Origin of the sequence: Laspinema olomoucense D3b, from assembly GCF_025370785.1 — a bacterium.
Taxonomy (GTDB): domain Bacteria; phylum Cyanobacteriota; class Cyanobacteriia; order Cyanobacteriales; family Laspinemataceae; genus Laspinema; species Laspinema olomoucense.
In genome coordinates this window covers 35,195-51,172 of the sequence record NZ_JAMXFA010000015.1, presented here as the reverse complement: position 1 = coordinate 51,172, position 15,978 = coordinate 35,195, and the positions used below count along the sequence as shown (strand labels likewise).

At 45.9% G+C, this 15,978-nt stretch carries 16 protein-coding genes; 10 read left to right on the top strand and 6 right to left on the bottom strand.

The window, feature by feature from the left end:
• Positions 1-55: 55 nt before the first annotated feature.
• Positions 56-1,363 (bottom strand): family 10 glycosylhydrolase, encoded by a 1,308-nt coding sequence (locus tag NG792_RS12990; RefSeq protein ID WP_261235671.1) that lies wholly within the window; start codon positions 1,361-1,363, stop codon positions 56-58.
• Positions 1,364-1,739: 376 nt separating this feature from the next.
• The gene (locus tag NG792_RS12985; RefSeq protein ID WP_261235670.1) at positions 1,740-2,780 is read right to left on the bottom strand and encodes an adenosine deaminase; all 1,041 of its coding nucleotides are present in this window, start codon (positions 2,778-2,780) and stop codon (positions 1,740-1,742) included.
• A gap of 214 nt (positions 2,781-2,994) precedes the next feature.
• Here NG792_RS12985 and NG792_RS12980 point away from each other — a divergent pair, with 214 nt between their 5' ends.
• The 10 genes from NG792_RS12980 to cydB all read left to right on the top strand — a co-directional run bounded on the left by NG792_RS12980 (position 2,995) and on the right by cydB (position 12,018).
• Positions 2,995-4,323, top strand: a complete 1,329-nt coding sequence (locus NG792_RS12980) for an adenylosuccinate synthase (protein ID WP_261197067.1) — start codon at positions 2,995-2,997, stop codon at positions 4,321-4,323.
• Between the two features lie 202 nt (positions 4,324-4,525).
• Complete coding sequence (locus tag NG792_RS12975) at positions 4,526-4,750, top strand: hypothetical protein (RefSeq protein ID WP_261197068.1); 225 nt, start codon at positions 4,526-4,528, stop codon at positions 4,748-4,750.
• Positions 4,751-4,754: 4 nt separating this feature from the next.
• The gene (locus NG792_RS12970) at positions 4,755-4,961 is read left to right on the top strand and encodes a hypothetical protein (protein ID WP_261197069.1); all 207 of its coding nucleotides are present in this window, start codon (positions 4,755-4,757) and stop codon (positions 4,959-4,961) included.
• On the top strand, positions 4,961-5,323 hold the full coding sequence (locus NG792_RS12965; protein WP_261197070.1) for a hypothetical protein: 363 nt from the start codon (positions 4,961-4,963) through the stop codon (positions 5,321-5,323). Before NG792_RS12970 ends, NG792_RS12965 begins: the two co-directional genes overlap by 1 nt.
• 122 nt (positions 5,324-5,445) lie before the next feature.
• Positions 5,446-6,057, top strand: coding sequence for a 50S ribosomal protein L25/general stress protein Ctc (locus NG792_RS12960; protein WP_261197071.1), 612 nt, complete (start codon positions 5,446-5,448; stop codon positions 6,055-6,057).
• A gap of 256 nt (positions 6,058-6,313) precedes the next feature.
• The gene (locus NG792_RS12955) at positions 6,314-7,300 is read left to right on the top strand and encodes an adenosine kinase (RefSeq protein WP_261235669.1); all 987 of its coding nucleotides are present in this window, start codon (positions 6,314-6,316) and stop codon (positions 7,298-7,300) included.
• Between the two features lie 72 nt (positions 7,301-7,372).
• Positions 7,373-8,938, top strand: coding sequence for a bifunctional aminoglycoside phosphotransferase/ATP-binding protein (locus NG792_RS12950; protein WP_317619507.1), 1,566 nt, complete (start codon positions 7,373-7,375; stop codon positions 8,936-8,938).
• Between the two features lie 41 nt (positions 8,939-8,979).
• Positions 8,980-9,291 carry a hypothetical protein gene (locus NG792_RS12945; protein ID WP_261197075.1) on the top strand — a complete coding sequence of 104 codons (312 nt, stop codon included), beginning with the start codon at positions 8,980-8,982 and terminating at the stop codon, positions 9,289-9,291.
• A gap of 265 nt (positions 9,292-9,556) precedes the next feature.
• Positions 9,557-10,999, top strand: a complete 1,443-nt coding sequence (locus NG792_RS12940) for a cytochrome ubiquinol oxidase subunit I (RefSeq protein WP_261197077.1) — start codon at positions 9,557-9,559, stop codon at positions 10,997-10,999.
• Between the two features lie 8 nt (positions 11,000-11,007).
• Positions 11,008-12,018: a cytochrome d ubiquinol oxidase subunit II gene (gene cydB, locus NG792_RS12935; RefSeq protein ID WP_261197079.1), complete on the top strand. Its 1,011-nt coding sequence runs from the start codon at positions 11,008-11,010 to the stop codon at positions 12,016-12,018.
• A gap of 125 nt (positions 12,019-12,143) precedes the next feature.
• Here cydB and NG792_RS12930 read toward each other — a convergent pair whose 3' ends face one another.
• The 4 genes from NG792_RS12930 to NG792_RS12915 all read right to left on the bottom strand — a co-directional run bounded on the left by NG792_RS12930 (position 12,144) and on the right by NG792_RS12915 (position 15,870).
• Entirely contained in the window at positions 12,144-12,704 is a 561-nt protein-coding gene (locus NG792_RS12930; RefSeq protein WP_261197081.1) for a hypothetical protein, read from the bottom strand.
• A complete protein-coding gene (locus NG792_RS12925) occupies positions 12,704-14,020 on the bottom strand; it encodes a TRM11 family methyltransferase (protein WP_261197082.1) in 1,317 nt (438 codons plus the stop codon). Before NG792_RS12925 ends, NG792_RS12930 begins: the two co-directional genes overlap by 1 nt.
• Before the next feature lie 60 nt (positions 14,021-14,080).
• Complete coding sequence (locus NG792_RS12920; RefSeq protein WP_261197084.1) at positions 14,081-15,259, bottom strand: cysteine desulfurase family protein; 1,179 nt, start codon at positions 15,257-15,259, stop codon at positions 14,081-14,083.
• 209 nt (positions 15,260-15,468) lie between these two features.
• Positions 15,469-15,870 carry a DUF7682 family zinc-binding protein gene (locus tag NG792_RS12915; RefSeq protein WP_261197086.1) on the bottom strand — a complete coding sequence of 134 codons (402 nt, stop codon included), beginning with the start codon at positions 15,868-15,870 and terminating at the stop codon, positions 15,469-15,471.
• Positions 15,871-15,978 lie beyond the last annotated feature (108 nt).

The window sequence follows — 15,978 nt, the reverse complement described above, 5'->3', positions numbered from 1 at the left end:
AAAGCCAAACATTCAAAGCCTATTGATTTGTGATAAAAAATGCGGGGGATTTATTCTACTTAATCTTCGCTGTCAAACGCTTGACCTCATCGGCCATTTTTTCCGGGTTCCCAGAGAGGGGAAATAACAAAATATTGTCAACTTTGGGATTCATGACTAATTCTTCTAAGCGATTAAATTGCCGTTCGGTAATGGAAATACCATCATAAGCCTCGACATAAGGGAGTTCTTCCGCGAAATTTTCGTCGGCATAAACTTGAATAAACACCCGATCCACTCCCCAGTTTTCCCAATCGGCTGCAAAGTAGCGTTTGGCCCAATAGGGGTTATGATGACAAATATCAAAACTCACGGTAGGATTGGCGGCTTTTGTCGCTGAAATCGCTTTCTTCACAAACTTGGTTAATTCCAGGGTGCGATCGACTTGTCCCGGTAACTCGGCATGATATCCCAAATAATCATCCCACTGTACCGCATCAATTTTGGGATATTTTGTGACAAACTCGACCAAGATATTAGTAAAAAATTCTGCAACTTCCGGAATGCCAACATTCAAAACATAATGGTCAACTCCAGGATGAGTGCGGTCCACTCCCGGAACAATCCACCCCCGCTGAACGGCTAAATCGAATGCCGGACTATTTTCATCAATTTTAATGCCTTTTTCAAAATAAGCATGGACTTCCATGTCATGTTTATGCGCTTCGTCAATTAACCAATCCAGCCATTTATCCTCAAACTCATTGGGACAACTCTCATAGCCGAATTTAGCCTGCATAACTGCACTTTTGTACATGGTGCAAGCATTTCCCCAGACTCCATGAATGAGGGTATTAATCCCGCGATCGCGATAATACCTTACCCTCGCTCTAATCGTTTCTTCTGTTGCGTTATTGGTAACTTGGTAGCGACTAAAATAAATCCCTCTAATCGCTTTTTTTTCCCAAGGACTTTTAGGCGTGGAAGGGGTTGGGGGATTTTTTGGTAAAGTGGCTGGTGGTTTAATTTCAGCAGTGGGGGTGGGGGGAGATGGATTAGAAATTGGGGCTGCCGGTAACCGGGGTTGTTGTGGCGTGGGTTCCGGAGTTGGGGTCGCCTCGGGCAAATTCTTACTGATTTCCTCCGCATCCGCTGAATCAGACGCATTCAAAAAGGGAATTTTAGCTTGTAAATCCTCGGGTATAAATCGACTGATTTGTGAGGCAATATTTTCTCTTGAATTTGCGGGTATCACTCGGCTGAGCAAATGTTCGCGCTGGGTGAATAAAAAATAACCCCCACCTAAAAACAGGAGGATTACCGAAAACGGAATGCTGGCACATCCACATCCACTGGGTTCTTTCTTTTGCTTTTGGGGGGGCATAATCTATTAACGATAGGTTCGATTTAATCGATTGAGTTTTATTTATAGGGTCTGATGGTGTCAAATTTGGTGATGATCAAGGAGAAATTTGACGGGATTTTTGGATAAGTCTCCTATTTTTAATGATAAGAGGGCGATCGCTCCTTTGTCAAGATAGAGCATTATCCGGGTCTGAAAAGTCATTTTAATCGATTAGCCCGCGCAGGCGGGCTTTGTCTGTATAGCCCCACCCTTTAGGGTGCGGGTTTTTGCTCCAGATTAGGCAAAGCACCCAACCCTGTAAATCTACTCATTTCCCCACAAAAAAGCCCCTGTCGGGGCCTGATTGATGAGGATTACACCCTCAATTTAGGGGGATTCTGGATGATAATTTACCCTAAACCCCGGGCATGACCGGCATAGATTCCGGTTTCAACAAATCCGTTAACATTTCGGCTGGGGGTTGTTGATAAGGCCATGCAAAGGCGTGACGAAATGCGGCTTCCTGACAGGCTTGCATCTGGCGAAAATCAATAATATCCTGAGTTAATAGACTTTCGTACTCAAAGGGTAAGCGCATATCATGTAATCCGGCATTATCCGTACAAATGGCAATATCAACCCCGGCATCAAAGCAGCGGTCAAATACAATTTTTAGGTCTTGGATATCCTGGAGGGTTCCGGTTTTAAAATAAGTGGTGGGACAGACTTCTAAACATTGTCCGCGACGGGCGACTTCCGGTAATAATTCCGGATGTTTTAAGGGAATTTGAATCCCATGTCCGATTCGCATTAAGTAGGGGAGTAATTCCGGATGGCATCCGTCGGGGGTTTCGTAGAGGTGGCCGGTGGTATTTATACCCAGACTACGGGCATAAGCGTAGAGTTGGACAAATTCATCGAGGCGATCGCCATAATGATTGTCCCCTCCCGCTACATCGATCGCACAGACATACTGAGGCATCTGACTCGCCAAGTCCACGATCGCCCGATTCACCTCATAAGGCAGTCGCGAATGCATACAGAGAATTTGGCTGGTGACGATGGGATATTCCGATAACTGGGACGCCTTGCCGACAACTTCTACAATCTCTGCCATGCGATCGATTCGCTGAGATTGACTCAAATCATGGGGAGTCCGCAGGTATGGGGTATAACGCAGTTCTAAATAGGCCAAATTCTCAAAAATATAGGCCCCGCGAATCAAGCGATAGATAAAATAGGGGAGGGTTTCAACGCTTTGAACATTTTCAACCAGGGTGTGAAGTTCTAAATACTCATCTAGGGTATCCCGGGGTTTGGTGTAAAACTCTTCAAACAGCGGATATTCCGGAAAGCGAAGCGCCAGTTTGCGATCGTGGCGCTGAAAATATCGCCACAGAACCCGAGGCACCACCGAACCTCCTAGATGTCGGTGCAGTTCAGCATATAAAGCCACAGCAGCTTCTCCTCTTGTGGATGGGTGAGGGGTCAATGAGTTCGGAGAGCTAATTAGATCTAGACTATCGAAAAGATGCACTCCGAGTCAAGCCCATTACGTTATATTTTAGTGTGGTTTTTAGGAAACGGAAAATTTAACAAAAATTAATTTGACAAGTGGGACGGGATATGGCGATAATTGTCGATTGTGTAAACTTTAGCAAAAAAGACCCTTGGCTAACGTCGTTGTAATCGGTGCCCAGTGGGGCGATGAAGGAAAAGGCAAAGTTACCGATCTGTTAAGCAAATCGGCAGATGTTGTAGTCCGTTACCAAGGGGGGGTCAACGCCGGTCACACGGTAGTAGTCAAGGACCAAACCTTCAAACTGCACCTGATTCCCTCTGGTATCCTTTATCCAGAAACCGAATGTATCATTGGTTCGGGAACAGTAATCGATCCAAAAACTTTAATTGAAGAACTCGATCGCCTCGAAGCGCTCAATATTTCTACCCAGAACCTAATGATTTCCCAGACGGCTCATGTCACGATGCCGTACCATCGCCTCATCGATCAGGCATCGGAGGAACGTCGGGGAAACCACAAAATCGGGACAACCGGGCGCGGAATTGGCCCGACTTATGCCGATAAATCCGAACGGATTGGCATTCGGGTCTTAGATTTAATCGATCCGGAGGGGCTACGCAAGCAACTCAATTGGACGATTAATTATAAAAACGTAATTTTGGAAAAATTGTACGATCTGCCCCCTCTGGATCCGGAGGAAGTGATCGACGAGTACGAGCAATACGCTCAACGCCTGCGTCCTCATGTGGTGGATGCCTCCCTGAAAATTTATGACGCAGTTCAAGAACGGCGCAATATTTTATTTGAAGGAGCGCAAGGGACACTACTGGACCTTGATCATGGGACTTATCCTTATGTCACTTCGTCCAACCCGGTGGCGGGTGGGGCCTGTGTGGGTGCTGGAGTCGGCCCGACGATGATCGATCGCGTGATTGGGGTGGCGAAAGCTTACACAACCCGGGTGGGTGAAGGGCCTTTTCCCACGGAAATGACCGAGGGAATCGGAGATGTTTTGTGCGATCGCGGTGCAGAATTCGGAACCACAACAGGCCGAAAACGCCGCTGTGGCTGGTTTGATGCCGTCATCGGTCGCTATGCAGTCCGCATTAACGGCATCGACTGTCTCGCCATTACCAAACTCGATGTTTTAGACGAACTCGACGAAATTAAAGTCTGCGTTGCCTACGAAATTGATGGCACTCGCTGCGATAATTTCCCCAGCAGTTCCCGTCAGTTTGCTCGGTGTAAACCCATTTATGAAACCCTTCCCGGTTGGCAGCAATCCACCATTAACTGCCGCACCTTAGAAGACTTACCCAAGCAAGCCCTAGACTACCTCAAATATTTAGCCGAATTGATGGCAGCCCCGATCGCCGTGGTCTCCATTGGGGCCAGTCGTGACCAAACCATCATCGTTGAAGACCCCATCCACGGTCCCAAACGCGGTCTTTTGGATGCCAACGGCATCCCGGTCTAAGCTCAGGTTTGACATCCTCAATCCTGACGATTTAAAATACAGAAAAAGGGGGGCTGTCCCCCTTTTTCTGTTAAGGGCAATTCTCAGGATTCTAATTCCTTGGGGTTCAAGACCAACATTTCACCGGAGGAAAATTGGGTTCCGGTCTTTAGCTGTTCTGTGATGGGTAATATTTTTTTAATTTAAAAGGTAAATCCTAAAAATGGCCAATCAAGGATGGGATACTGATGAAGATAGGATGATTCATAAATTAACCCTTCACAAAAATTTCATTACTTGGGTGATCCAACAATTAGAAAAAGAAAATATTCCCTGTCAAAAAACAACAGGAAACGACCGAAATGGCGATATTTTGCTGATTAATCCAGAGCAGGCTCCCCGCGTTCAAGAGATAATTCGGCGGATTAACAGACAATTTAATGGATAGAGCGATGCCTTACATCGAAATCAAGACCAAACAAACTATTTATCCAGGAAAAGCCCAAAAATTTATTAATAAAAGAACTGTAATCCCAGTTTTGACAACCGGAACTATTTCACCGAATGCCAAACAATTATTGGATAAAGCGCAGATAGCTTGGGCGGAAAATATTCCAGAAACAGAATTTATGGAATCTACATCTCAGGAGGAAAGGTAATGTTAGATATGAGCTTTTACGCAGAAGGGCAAGAACCGCATACGGTAGAGATGAAAGAAGACTTTTTTGAGTGGTTGGCTCATACGAACTTTTCCAGAATAGGCAAATCTCACCAGACAGTGGTTAAAATAGAAGAAGAGAAAGAAGAACTGCTGTTGATTAAACTCGATCCAGAAAATCGCCAGCTTCTCAAGTATTTTCTGCGGGATGCGATTATCCTAGAAAGTGAAAAAATCATTGAAAACCTGGGAGATGCTCCGTCCAAAGAGGACTATCAAAAACTGACCTATCCCCTGAAAAAACTGCATGAATTACGCCGCTGTGTGGAAAATGAAACCTATCAATATCTCCAGCGGGCTTGAATATCTGTCCCCGCTGTTGATAGAATAGGAGATTGCAGCGTTTTTCCCGGACCCTCTGGTTAAACCGTGAACAACGTCCGATCCATCATTAAATCGCTAACCCCTAACGAGTAACACCTAACATGACAGTCATCGTTGAATGCCAAAAACGCCACGAAGGAAGCAAACCCAAAGCCCTGCGACGGGAAGGATTGATTCCGGCGTCCCTGTATGGTCATCAAGGCAGCGAATCCATTAGCCTGACTATTCCCGCCAAAGTTGCTGAAAAATTGCTTAAAGAAGCCTCAGTGAACAATACCTTGGTGGATCTCAATATCCCCGATCTTTCCTGGAAGGGCCAAACCATCCTCAGAGAAGTTCAGACTCATCCTTGGAAATCAACCTCTGTTTATCACATCAGCTTTTTTGCGGTGTCGGCAGGTACGAGTTTGGATTTGGTGGTTCCCCTGCATTTTGTGGGAGAACCTCATGGGGTCACCCAGGAAGGGGGCGTCTTAGATATCATGATGACGGAACTCCCGATCCAATGTACTCGGGACAATATCCCTGATTCTATTGAAATTAACATTGCCCACCTCAAACTTGGGGATTCCTTACAAGTCCATGATCTCCCCTTATCGGAAGGAGTAACGGCTCACGTTGAGGGCGATCGCACGGTTTTGGCCATTCTCCAGTCCAGAAATAGCGAGAAATCGGGCAGCGGAGAGGGTGCTGAGGAAGCAGCCACTGCATAGTTCGCTTCTAGTTTGTGTTCCTCTGCCGGTCCCTGAGACTACGAACCCCTTGCTAAAGGCAGCGGTTTTATCCCTGGCGGCAGGGATACCAGGGGCGATCGCATCGTTTCTCTGGGGTCCGACAATCCAACCTCTGATTTTATAGAAGGAAAAAGGCAGGCAGGTTACTCCCTGTTGCCTTTTTCCTTTTTGCTTTGTATCGTAGGGTTTAAGGCAAAATTTATTTTCCCGTATCGTCGTAAAAACTAACAACTTCATGAGCAATTATCACGTTTATGGCATCGGCAATGCCTTGGTGGATATGGAATATGAAATATCCCCCGAACTCATGGTCCAGACGCAAATCGATAAAGGAGTGATGACCTTAATCGAGGAAGATCGGCATCATTCCCTTCTTGAACAATTCAGCGATCGCCCTTGTAAAAAAAGTTGTGGGGGTTCTGCCGCTAATACGATTATCGCTGTGAGTCAATTCGGGGGTAAAGGATTTTATTCCTGTAAGGTTGCCGATGATGAAACCGGCACATTTTATCTGGAAGACCTTCTGCGCAACGGGGTAGAGACTAACTTACAACACCAACCTCGACCGGAAGGGGTAACGGGAAAATGTCTGGTGTTCGTCACCCCTGATGCCGATCGCACCATGAATACTTATTTAGGAATTACCGGCAATTTGGGAACCACGGAACTGGTTCCCGACGCGATTGCTGCCTCGGAATATCTCTACATCGAAGGCTATTTGGTCAGTTCCCCCACGGCACAAACTGCTGCTATTAAAGCCCGAGAAATCGCCAGTCAATCCGGAGTGAAAACTGCCCTGTCTCTCTCAGATATCAATATGGTGAAATTCTTTAAATCGGGTTTATTGGAGATGATTGGACCCGGAATTGATTTTATTTTTGCCAACGAAAGCGAAGCCTTCGGAATGGCTGAAACGGATACTATTGATGGGGCCGTCGCCCATTTAAAAACCCTTTCCAAACGCTTTGCGATTACCCTGGGTGCTAAAGGTTCGATAATTTTTGATGGAGAAAAAATCATCGAAATTCCGGCGATTTCTGTGCAGGCGATCGATACAGTGGGCGCGGGAGATATGTATGCCGGAGCCTTTTTGTATGGGATTACTCATGGAATGAGTGATGCAGAAGCAGGACAATTAGCGGCTAAAGCAGCGGCGCGAATTGTCACCACCTACGGCCCTCGGTTATCGAAAGAAGAGACGCGATCGCTAATAGAAGAATAATAGGAGAAGCAGGAAGGATGAAGGGTGACAATTCATTTATCCTTCCGCTTTCCCTGAGCGGAATTGATCACAATGGAGGACAACATGAGTCAGGTGAGACTTCCCCAGGCGATCGCCCAGATGATGCAGGGTGACTTTTATCCCCATCCGGTGCAACAACCTGTCATCTTGATGCAAACCCACGCCTCATTTTTGCTGCTGACTGGAGACTATGTTTATAAGGTCAAAAAAGCGGTTAATTTTGGTTTTTTAGATTACTCCACCTTAGAAAAACGCCATCATTTTTGCTGCGAAGAGTTGCGCTTAAACCGACAGATTGCCCCCCAGATGTATCTGGAAGTCGTGGCAGTGACTAAAACAGACAGTGGCTTGGAACTGAAGGGGGAGGGGGAACCCGTCGAATATGCGTTAAAAATGCGGCAGTTTCCGCAAGAAGCTTTATTAATTCATCAATTTGAGCAGGGTCACCTCACCCAGCAGCAGATGGAACAATTAGGCAAAGTGGTAGCTGAGTTCCATCGGCAAACGCCGACGAGTGATTATATTAAAAGTTTTGGAGAAGTGGCTAAAATCCGGGAGGCGATCGATAATAATTACCAGCAATCTCAACCCTATATTGATGGACCTCAAACCCGCCAGCAATTTGAAGAAACCAAAGCCTACAGCGACAGGTTTTTTGCTGAACGCTCCGCTCAGTTTGAGAAGCGAATGCAAACCGATAAAATTCGCGAATGCCACGGGGATTTACATTTAAAAAATATTGCCCGGTGGGATGAGCAGATTTTGCTATTTGATCGCATTGAATTTAACGAAGCTTTTCGGTTTGTAGATGTTATGTATGATATTGGCTTTGTCGTCATGGATATGGAAGCCAGGGGACGGCAGGACCTCGCCAACGGGTTTTTAAATACTTATTTGGAACAAACCTGCGACTGGCAAGGGTTGCAAGTGCTAGGATTATACTTAAGTCGGCAGGCTTATGTGCGCGCTAAAGTGACCTCGTTGATGTTAGACGATGCCAACATTGCGGAGGATGAGAAGGAAGGAGCATGGCGAACTGCCGCCGATTATTATCAATTAGCATGGCGGTACACACAACCGAAGCAAGGGCGATTGATTTTAATGTCTGGTTTATCCGGTTCGGGAAAAAGTACGATCGCCCGCCAATTAGCCCGGACGACTGGGGCGATTCACATCCGCTCTGATGCAGTCCGAAAGCATTTAGCGGGGATTCCCTTGCAGTCGAAAGGGAGTGAGGAGATATACAGCCCAGAAATGACCGCCCAGACTTATGGGCGATTGTTAGAATTAGGGATAATGGTAGCAAGTGAGGGACGGACGGTGATTTTGGATGCCAAATATGACCGCCAAGAGTTGCGCCAACCGGCGATCGCTGCTGCTACAGACTCTGGATTGCCTGTGCTGATTCTGCATTGTACCGCCCCGATCGCCGTCTTGCGCGATCGGCTCAATCAGCGCCAAGGAGATATCGCCGATGCCACAGCCGAGCTCCTCGACAGCCAGCAACAAGCTGCCGAACCCTTTTGTGAGCAGGAACTTCCCTACCTTACTTCCCTAGACACCACCGCCGATATCGAGGCCCAATTAAAGCCCCTTATCACCCAAATCAATCTCTAATTTCGCCCATTTTTCACCTCTCCCCGATTCGGAGCAATTCTATGGCAAACTTGCAAGACAAACAAGGGACAGCCACAGCCAAAATACCTCCCAAATCACCAAAAGAAAAAGGAATTTCTTTTGGTGTTAAAATGTGGATATTTTTTATGGTAGCGTTTGGGGTTTTAGGCTATTCCACCACTTTGAGTATTTTATTTGGGGTGGTCGGAGGCGTGGCAGCCGGACTCATTTATGCCTGGTGGCATATTACAGATATCCCCGAGCAAACCCCGGCCTCAGAGGCCCAAAAAACCTTACTTTATGTGGCAGAGCAACGCTCTAAAATTAAGGCTAATTCCAAATTTAAAAAATAAAAATTACGGATATATTCCAGGAGATTTTACCAAGGGCTATTTGACTAAGCACATCGTTACACTAGGGCAATTTCTAAGCTCAACGGGTAACCCCTCACGTTCCAGGTTGTCTAATCACAGGGAGACTTACTTGAGGTGGGGAGGTTTACCCCTTGCTTATAAGTTATATTCTGGCCCCTCAAATCACCTAAAACCGTTGTGTAGATAACTGTTTATTTTTCAAAAATTTGTTAACCTTTGATAACACTCTAAAGGAGGTGAAATTGTGGATTTTCTTTCCGATACCCTAGTGTTATCGCGGATGCAATTTGCGCTGACCGCTATTTTTCATATGCTGTGGCCGGTTCTGACTACGGGGATGTCAATTTATCTGGTGATTGTCGAGGGAATCTGGCTGAAAACGCGCAATAAAGACTACTATTACCATGCCCGATTTTGGTCCAAATTATTTATTCTAAATTTTGGAATTGGAGTAGCCACAGGGATTCCGATGGAATTTCAGTTTGGAACCAATTGGGCACCGTTTTCTGAAGCCGTGGGCAATTTTTTTGGCAGTGTCATTGGCTTTGAAGCCTCCTGGGCGTTTATGCTAGAAGCGGCTTTTTTAGGAATTATGGTGTTTGGTTGGGAACGGGTAAATTCAGTGATTCACTATTTGTCTACTATTTTAGTGGCAGTCGGGTCGAATTTATCCACATTTTGGATCTTAACAGCTAACTCCTGGATGCAAACTCCGGCGGGGGGAGAGTTAATAGATGGGAAATTTGTAGTGCGGGATTATTTTGAAGCCATTACGAATCCCTTTATGGTGAATAGCGTGCTTCATATGTTTTTTGCCACCCTGGAAACCTCGTTATTTGTGATTGGAGGAATTAGCGCCTGGTACATTCTTAAAAATCGCCACCCTGAATTTTTTAGCAAGTCGTTTAAAATTGTGGTGGCAGCGGCGATCGCCGTGGCACCATTACAACTTTATATCGGCCATTTAAGCGGTGAACAAGTCTATCACTATCAACCAGCCAAATTAGCCGCAATGGAAGCGCAATGGGAAACTATTCCGGCTGGACAAGGGGGAGATTGGAGTTTAGTAGCATTCCCTAATGAAAAAGCCCAAAAAAATGATTGGGAAATTACAGTTCCTAATGCCTTGGGATACATTCTGGAATTTAAAAAAGAACTCACCCTTCCGGTTAAAGGACTCAAAGAATGGCAACCGGAGGACCGACCTCATTTAGTCGGTTTAATCTACTATGCCTTTCGGACTATGATTGCGATTGGGTTCTTTTTAGCTGGTTTAATGCTAATTTCTACCCTCCAATGGATGCGCGGGAAACTTTCTCCCGAAAATATTAGCCAGCAACGGTGGTTAATGGGAAGCTGGATTTTTGCCGCACCCTTGGGATATATTGCTATTGAATCCGGGTGGATTGTGCGCTGTGTGGGGCGGCAACCCTGGACCTTATATGGGCAAATCCGCACCGTTGATTCAGCTTCTAATCTCCCGGCAAGTAATGTTTTAACCTCATTAACTGCCTTTGCGATCGTCTACAGCATTTTATTCTTCTGTGTCCTCTATTTTGGCAGCCGGATTATTCGGCGCGGGCCCCGGTTTGACTTACCCATTCCTGGATTGGAACCGCAACCGGCCCTAGAAACTCAACCGGGAGAATTTCTCCCCGATGAACGACCCGTAGAAGCAAAACAATAGGAGCGATCGTGGAGACACTCAGTTATTTTTTACCCCAAGTTTGGTTTGGAGTCTTAGCCCTGTTCCTGTTTCTTTACGTCATGTTAGACGGGTTTGATTTAGGGGTGGGAATTTTATCTCTGACTGCTTCATCTGAAGATAGACGAGATATTTTAATCACCAGTTTGAGCAATATTTGGGATGCCAATGAAACTTGGCTGGTTTTGATGGGGGGAGGTTTATTTGGGGGATTTCCCTTAGCTTATGCTACCATTCTCAACGCCCTTTATATTCCCATTTTCGTAATGCTATTTGGGTTCATTTTTCGGGCGGTTGCTTTTGAGTTTCGAGAGCAATCTACCCGAAAAATTTTGTGGAATTTGGCCTTTGGTGGCGGGAGTTTTCTTGCCGCCCTCGGTCAAGGATTTGCCTTGGGTGCTGTCCTTAAAGGCATTGAGGTCGATAGCAAGGGCCATTTTATTGGCAGCACTTGGGATTGGTTGAGTTGGCAATCCATTCTAGTGGCCTTAACTTTAATTCAAGGCTATGTCTTAATTGGTTCAACTTATCTGATTTGGAAAACTACCGGAGAAGTCCAGGAAACCCACTATAAAACCGCCCGACTTGCCTCCATAACAACTTTAATTGGCGCAATTTTAATTACCATTGTCACGCCCATCTTTTATGAACAAGCCCGGTCTCGGTTATTTGAACGACCCCAAGTTTATGTGTTTGCCCTGATTCCTTTACTCGGTGTGCTGCTAATTTGGCTATTGCTGAAAAGCTTGGATCGTAAACAGGAAAGAATGCCCTTAGTTTGGACTATTTTGCTTTTTTTACTGACATTTTTAGGCTTGGCCCTCGTTGTGTTTCCCTATATCATTCCCTCGCAAATCACCATTTATGAAGCCGCAGCGGACCCGAGTTCCTTAGTAATTATGATTATAATGATTGGGGCGCTGATTCCGGTGATGTTGTTCTACAATCTCTATCAATATGTGGTCTTTCGAGGCAAAGTCACTGGGGGACATTATGAATAGAAACTGGCGACAGAGTAAATAAAAAAACGGGTGTATTCTCAGCTCCCAGCAAGCTGATGTCTGGTGGATGAGGATACACTTACTGCAAAAATTCCTGTATAACCCCGGTGTTTAATCTCTCTTACTTAGGATGCTATAGAATAACGATTTCTTCTATCTTGTAACCAGGATTCTAAATCGAAGCCAGTTTTATTTCTGATGTACTCATAAGCATGACTTCCTTCCATCACAGTCCAACCTCCCATTCGACAAGCATTAATAGCTTGAGGCAAATTGTCTGTCCGCAAGATGAGCAAGATGGGGGTTAATCCTAACCCTTGCAATTTTCCGGCATACTCTCTAAATTTTTTTAAAGTTCCCGCGTCTCCCGAACCAATTCGGTATTTAGTGTCTATGGCATCGAGTCCAATTATCAAATCGCAAAGTTCATCTTTGCCTTGTCGAATAGGTGTCCGAAAATCTTCACAATTTTCTCGGCATACTTCTGTGATAACTCGTTGCCAACACATTCCCAACTCTCTTCCCCAGTATTGTTTGTTTTCCGCTTTAATGAGTTGAGTCAGCCCAAAGACTCTCATCAAATCATCTTCTGTTGCAGATTCTTCACTAAAGACTTTGAGGGAAAAGGATAGGCTGTACCTTTGGAGGATATTTTCTAAGGTTTGGTCTAGGGGATTTTGATTCATTAAAAAGATTTTTTCAAAATGATGACCTGATCATGTTTAATGGTTCCAGCCCAATCAACATTTCGAGGGAGATTTAATTGGCGATTTTTTAAGAGTAAATTAAAATGAAATATCTTTCGTAATCCGGTGGATTCAGCCATTTGTTTTAAAATCAAGGCAACCGGGATTTCTACGCCACATATTTTACTGATGTCTCCAATGGAAAAACAATAATATCCTCCCGGCTTTAAGTGAGAGTTACTCTGCAAAAAATGGGTTTTCATATCGACAAAATATTGATAGACCACTCTGGCCCTCAGCTCATTTTGCCCCTTGCTTGCTTTATATTTTTTACCAGTATATATGTCTTCAATAAGACTATCCAATAGAGAATTGCCTGTTTTACCCAGTTTTTTATATTGGTCTCTTGGTATTCTTTCCGTCCCAATTTCTTGAGAATACAATTCTAACCGAGCTTTATCGTCCCTAACCATTTCCAGCCAGTGGAGTTCAAATTTTGCAGCCCAAACATAATCGATCGCATTGATGTAAGGCGGAGAGGTAATGATTCCATCACAAGTCCAATTTCCAGCCAAATCTCGCGCATCTTGACTAGGTAATTCTTGAGATTTTTCCAAATCGGGGTTGATAGCTTGCCACTCCTGCACGGCTTCGATTGCTCGCTCCACATAACCCTGAAAATACTCAAATACATCCTCCCGTGACCGTTCGGGAATTTTTTTGAAGTTAGCACGCCTTGCAGCTAACAGCATTCCATCATTCATATTTGAAGTTTTTCTAACTGTAGAGGCAAATGCTACCCATAGCAATGGTTGATTCTTTTCAGAAGATTGACTGATGTAATATTTTAAAATTTCTAGTCCATCTTGCACAGCAGCTTGAAACCAAAAATCTTTATTGGCAAATTTAACGGTTTTTGGGGCATTTTTGTGAAGATAAGCAGACTGGATAATTTTAGATGTGTTTTCGAGTAAGTCTCCTGGTGAAAATTGGGTGGTTTTAACGCGACAAATTAAGCGGCTTAAGGGATGATAATCTAGCCAGTAAACGGAGGCTTGCTGTCGGATGCTTTCAATCAGGGTCGTGCCGGATCCCGCAAAGGGTTCTAATACGATAAATGGCTGGTTAGTTCCGTATTTTTGCAAAAACCACCGAGGAATTTCTGGAATTGATTTAGCAGGCTGAAAACCCAGGGAGTAAATTTTCAGCGGGGTTTTTCTAGTAATAGAGATAAAACTGCCATTAGGAAGGTCTACGGGTATATCCCCTTTAATATGCAGGTATGAAGTGGGCTTTTGTTGGACTAAAAAAGACATAAGCCAAGTCAAGAATTGGGTAGTTTAAAAAGGGAAATTCAAAAAAATGAGCCAATGGAATTAAAGTCTAGCTAAGGCTAATTCGGGCATCAGTCGGGCTAAAACTTGCTTGAGGACCATTGCTGTCCAGTCGATATCTGCGGCGGTGGTGTGTCGTCCTAGGGTGAGGCGTACAGCAGCGGTGGCTTCGGTGGGACTGTATCCCATTGCTAAGAGGACGGGACTGGGGTTGAGTTTGCCGCTACTACAGGCGGATCCGGAACTGATGGCGATTCCGGCGAGGTTCATTTGACGGACGATCGCCCTGCCGGAGATGGGGTGACTCCCTCGGCTATGAGCATCCTCCCGCAGACAGAAACTGACATGGTGCGGTAAGCGGTGCAACCGATCGCCGGTGGGGATCAGTTCCGGGGTATCCGCTAATAAGTCGAAGAGGCGATCGCGCAATTGAATTAATCTCGGCGTCTCCGTTGGCATTTCTTCACTCGCTAATTCTGCTGCCACCCCAAATCCCGCGATCGCAGGTACCGCCTGAGTCCCCGATCGCCGATTGGATTCTTGTCCCCCTCCCGTCAGCAAAGGAACCAGTTCCAACCCTTCCCGGACATAAAGCGCCCCCGCCCCTTGAGGGCCATAAATTTTATGACTGGATAGGGAAAGCAGATCCACCGGCAATTCTTGCACATTCACCGGCAATCGCCCGACAACCTGCACCCCATCCACATGAAACAACACCCCTGCCGCGCGAGCGATCGCCCCCAATTCTTGAATCGGTTGCACCGTTCCCACTTCACTCTGTCCATAAATCAGCGACACTAAAACCGTATTCGATCGCAGGGCAGATTTCAGGTCCTCGGGATTCACCCTTCCTAAGCGATCGACTGGCAACCGCGTCACCCGCCATCCCCACTGCTCTAGCAACTCTGCCGTTTTGCTGACGGCAGAATGTTCCACCTCGGAAATAATCAGATGTTGTGGCGTCTGATACTGACGAGTCACTCCGAGGATTGCCAGGTTGTCCGCTTCCGTTCCCCCAGCGGTAAAAATGAGCGAATCCGCCGGTGCATTGATGAGATTGCAGACCTGCATTCGAGCCTTTTCTACCACCGTTGCCGCTCTTTGCCCCCATTCATGGATGCTCGAAGGATTGCCCCAATTCTGGGTGAGGGCCTCTTGCATGACGGCGATCGCCTCGCGTCGAGTCGGTGTAGTTGCACTGTAATCTAAATAGATTTGCATGAGTTACTCAGCTTGAGGATAAGCTGCTACAGGGCTAATCGCTCGTGAGCCTTGATCCAGCAGCGACTGGGGGTGGGGGAGCGCTCGCCTCTCCATCGGTCTAAGAGCCTGACTCTATAACCCCGGGAGACTGGCGATCGCCACCTAAGCAGTTTACCAATCTTTTCATCAGTGCGATCGAAAATTCACGCTCCATTCCCTCAGCACCCTCAACTCCCCGGCTTGCACACATTGTAATCTTCATGTGACAATACCGATTCGGGAATCGTGACATTCCCCTCCTCTCGGCAGATCATCCGATAGTTTCGGGTAACTGGGATACTGATAATGCAGCGATTGTGACGGAGACGCTTTCCGCCAAACTCGCGATAATTCCGCCGTTCGTTGAGTCCCTCAATAATATTTCGGGCCTTATGAACCACGTAATCGGGTAACTCTCTCAAATCGATAGGGTCATTGTCAAAAGTGGCTTCCCATTCCATTTTTTGCTGTCGTTTTTCCGCCAGCGAACGTACCGCTTGCTCCTGAACCTCCTGATCGTGGGCGCAACGGTGACAAACTTGACCATAACCCTTGTGACCGCATGGAAAGATTTTTTTTCTTCTCGGCATAAAACACTGGTGTTGGTTTGTCTGGCCCAAACCTCCAACTTCAACTCGTGATGAGAGCTTATCCTCAACCAATAGCCTCTAGTCCATGCCAACTGTTTCCCGTTGCAC

What these genes read in the sequence shown, in the direction of transcription:
- NG792_RS12920 (WP_261197084.1), bottom strand. Translation starts at nt 15,259, where the DNA reads ATGCAAATCTATTTAGATTACAGTGCAACTACACCGACTCGACGCGAG.
- NG792_RS12945 (WP_261197075.1), top strand. Translation starts at nt 8,980, where the DNA reads ATGGCAAACTTGCAAGACAAACAAGGGACAGCCACAGCCAAAATACCT.
- NG792_RS12925 (WP_261197082.1), bottom strand. Translation starts at nt 14,020, where the DNA reads ATGTCTTTTTTAGTCCAACAAAAGCCCACTTCATACCTGCATATTAAA.
- NG792_RS12950 (WP_317619507.1), top strand. Translation starts at nt 7,373, where the DNA reads ATGGAGGACAACATGAGTCAGGTGAGACTTCCCCAGGCGATCGCCCAG.
- NG792_RS12930 (WP_261197081.1), bottom strand. Translation starts at nt 12,704, where the DNA reads ATGAATCAAAATCCCCTAGACCAAACCTTAGAAAATATCCTCCAAAGG.
- NG792_RS12970 (WP_261197069.1), top strand. Translation starts at nt 4,755, where the DNA reads ATGCCTTACATCGAAATCAAGACCAAACAAACTATTTATCCAGGAAAA.
- NG792_RS12915 (WP_261197086.1), bottom strand. Translation starts at nt 15,870, where the DNA reads ATGCCGAGAAGAAAAAAAATCTTTCCATGCGGTCACAAGGGTTATGGT.
- NG792_RS12975 (WP_261197068.1), top strand. Translation starts at nt 4,526, where the DNA reads ATGGCCAATCAAGGATGGGATACTGATGAAGATAGGATGATTCATAAA.
- NG792_RS12955 (WP_261235669.1), top strand. Translation starts at nt 6,314, where the DNA reads ATGAGCAATTATCACGTTTATGGCATCGGCAATGCCTTGGTGGATATG.
- NG792_RS12990 (WP_261235671.1), bottom strand. Translation starts at nt 1,363, where the DNA reads ATGCCCCCCCAAAAGCAAAAGAAAGAACCCAGTGGATGTGGATGTGCC.
- NG792_RS12965 (WP_261197070.1), top strand. Translation starts at nt 4,961, where the DNA reads ATGTTAGATATGAGCTTTTACGCAGAAGGGCAAGAACCGCATACGGTA.
- NG792_RS12960 (WP_261197071.1), top strand. Translation starts at nt 5,446, where the DNA reads ATGACAGTCATCGTTGAATGCCAAAAACGCCACGAAGGAAGCAAACCC.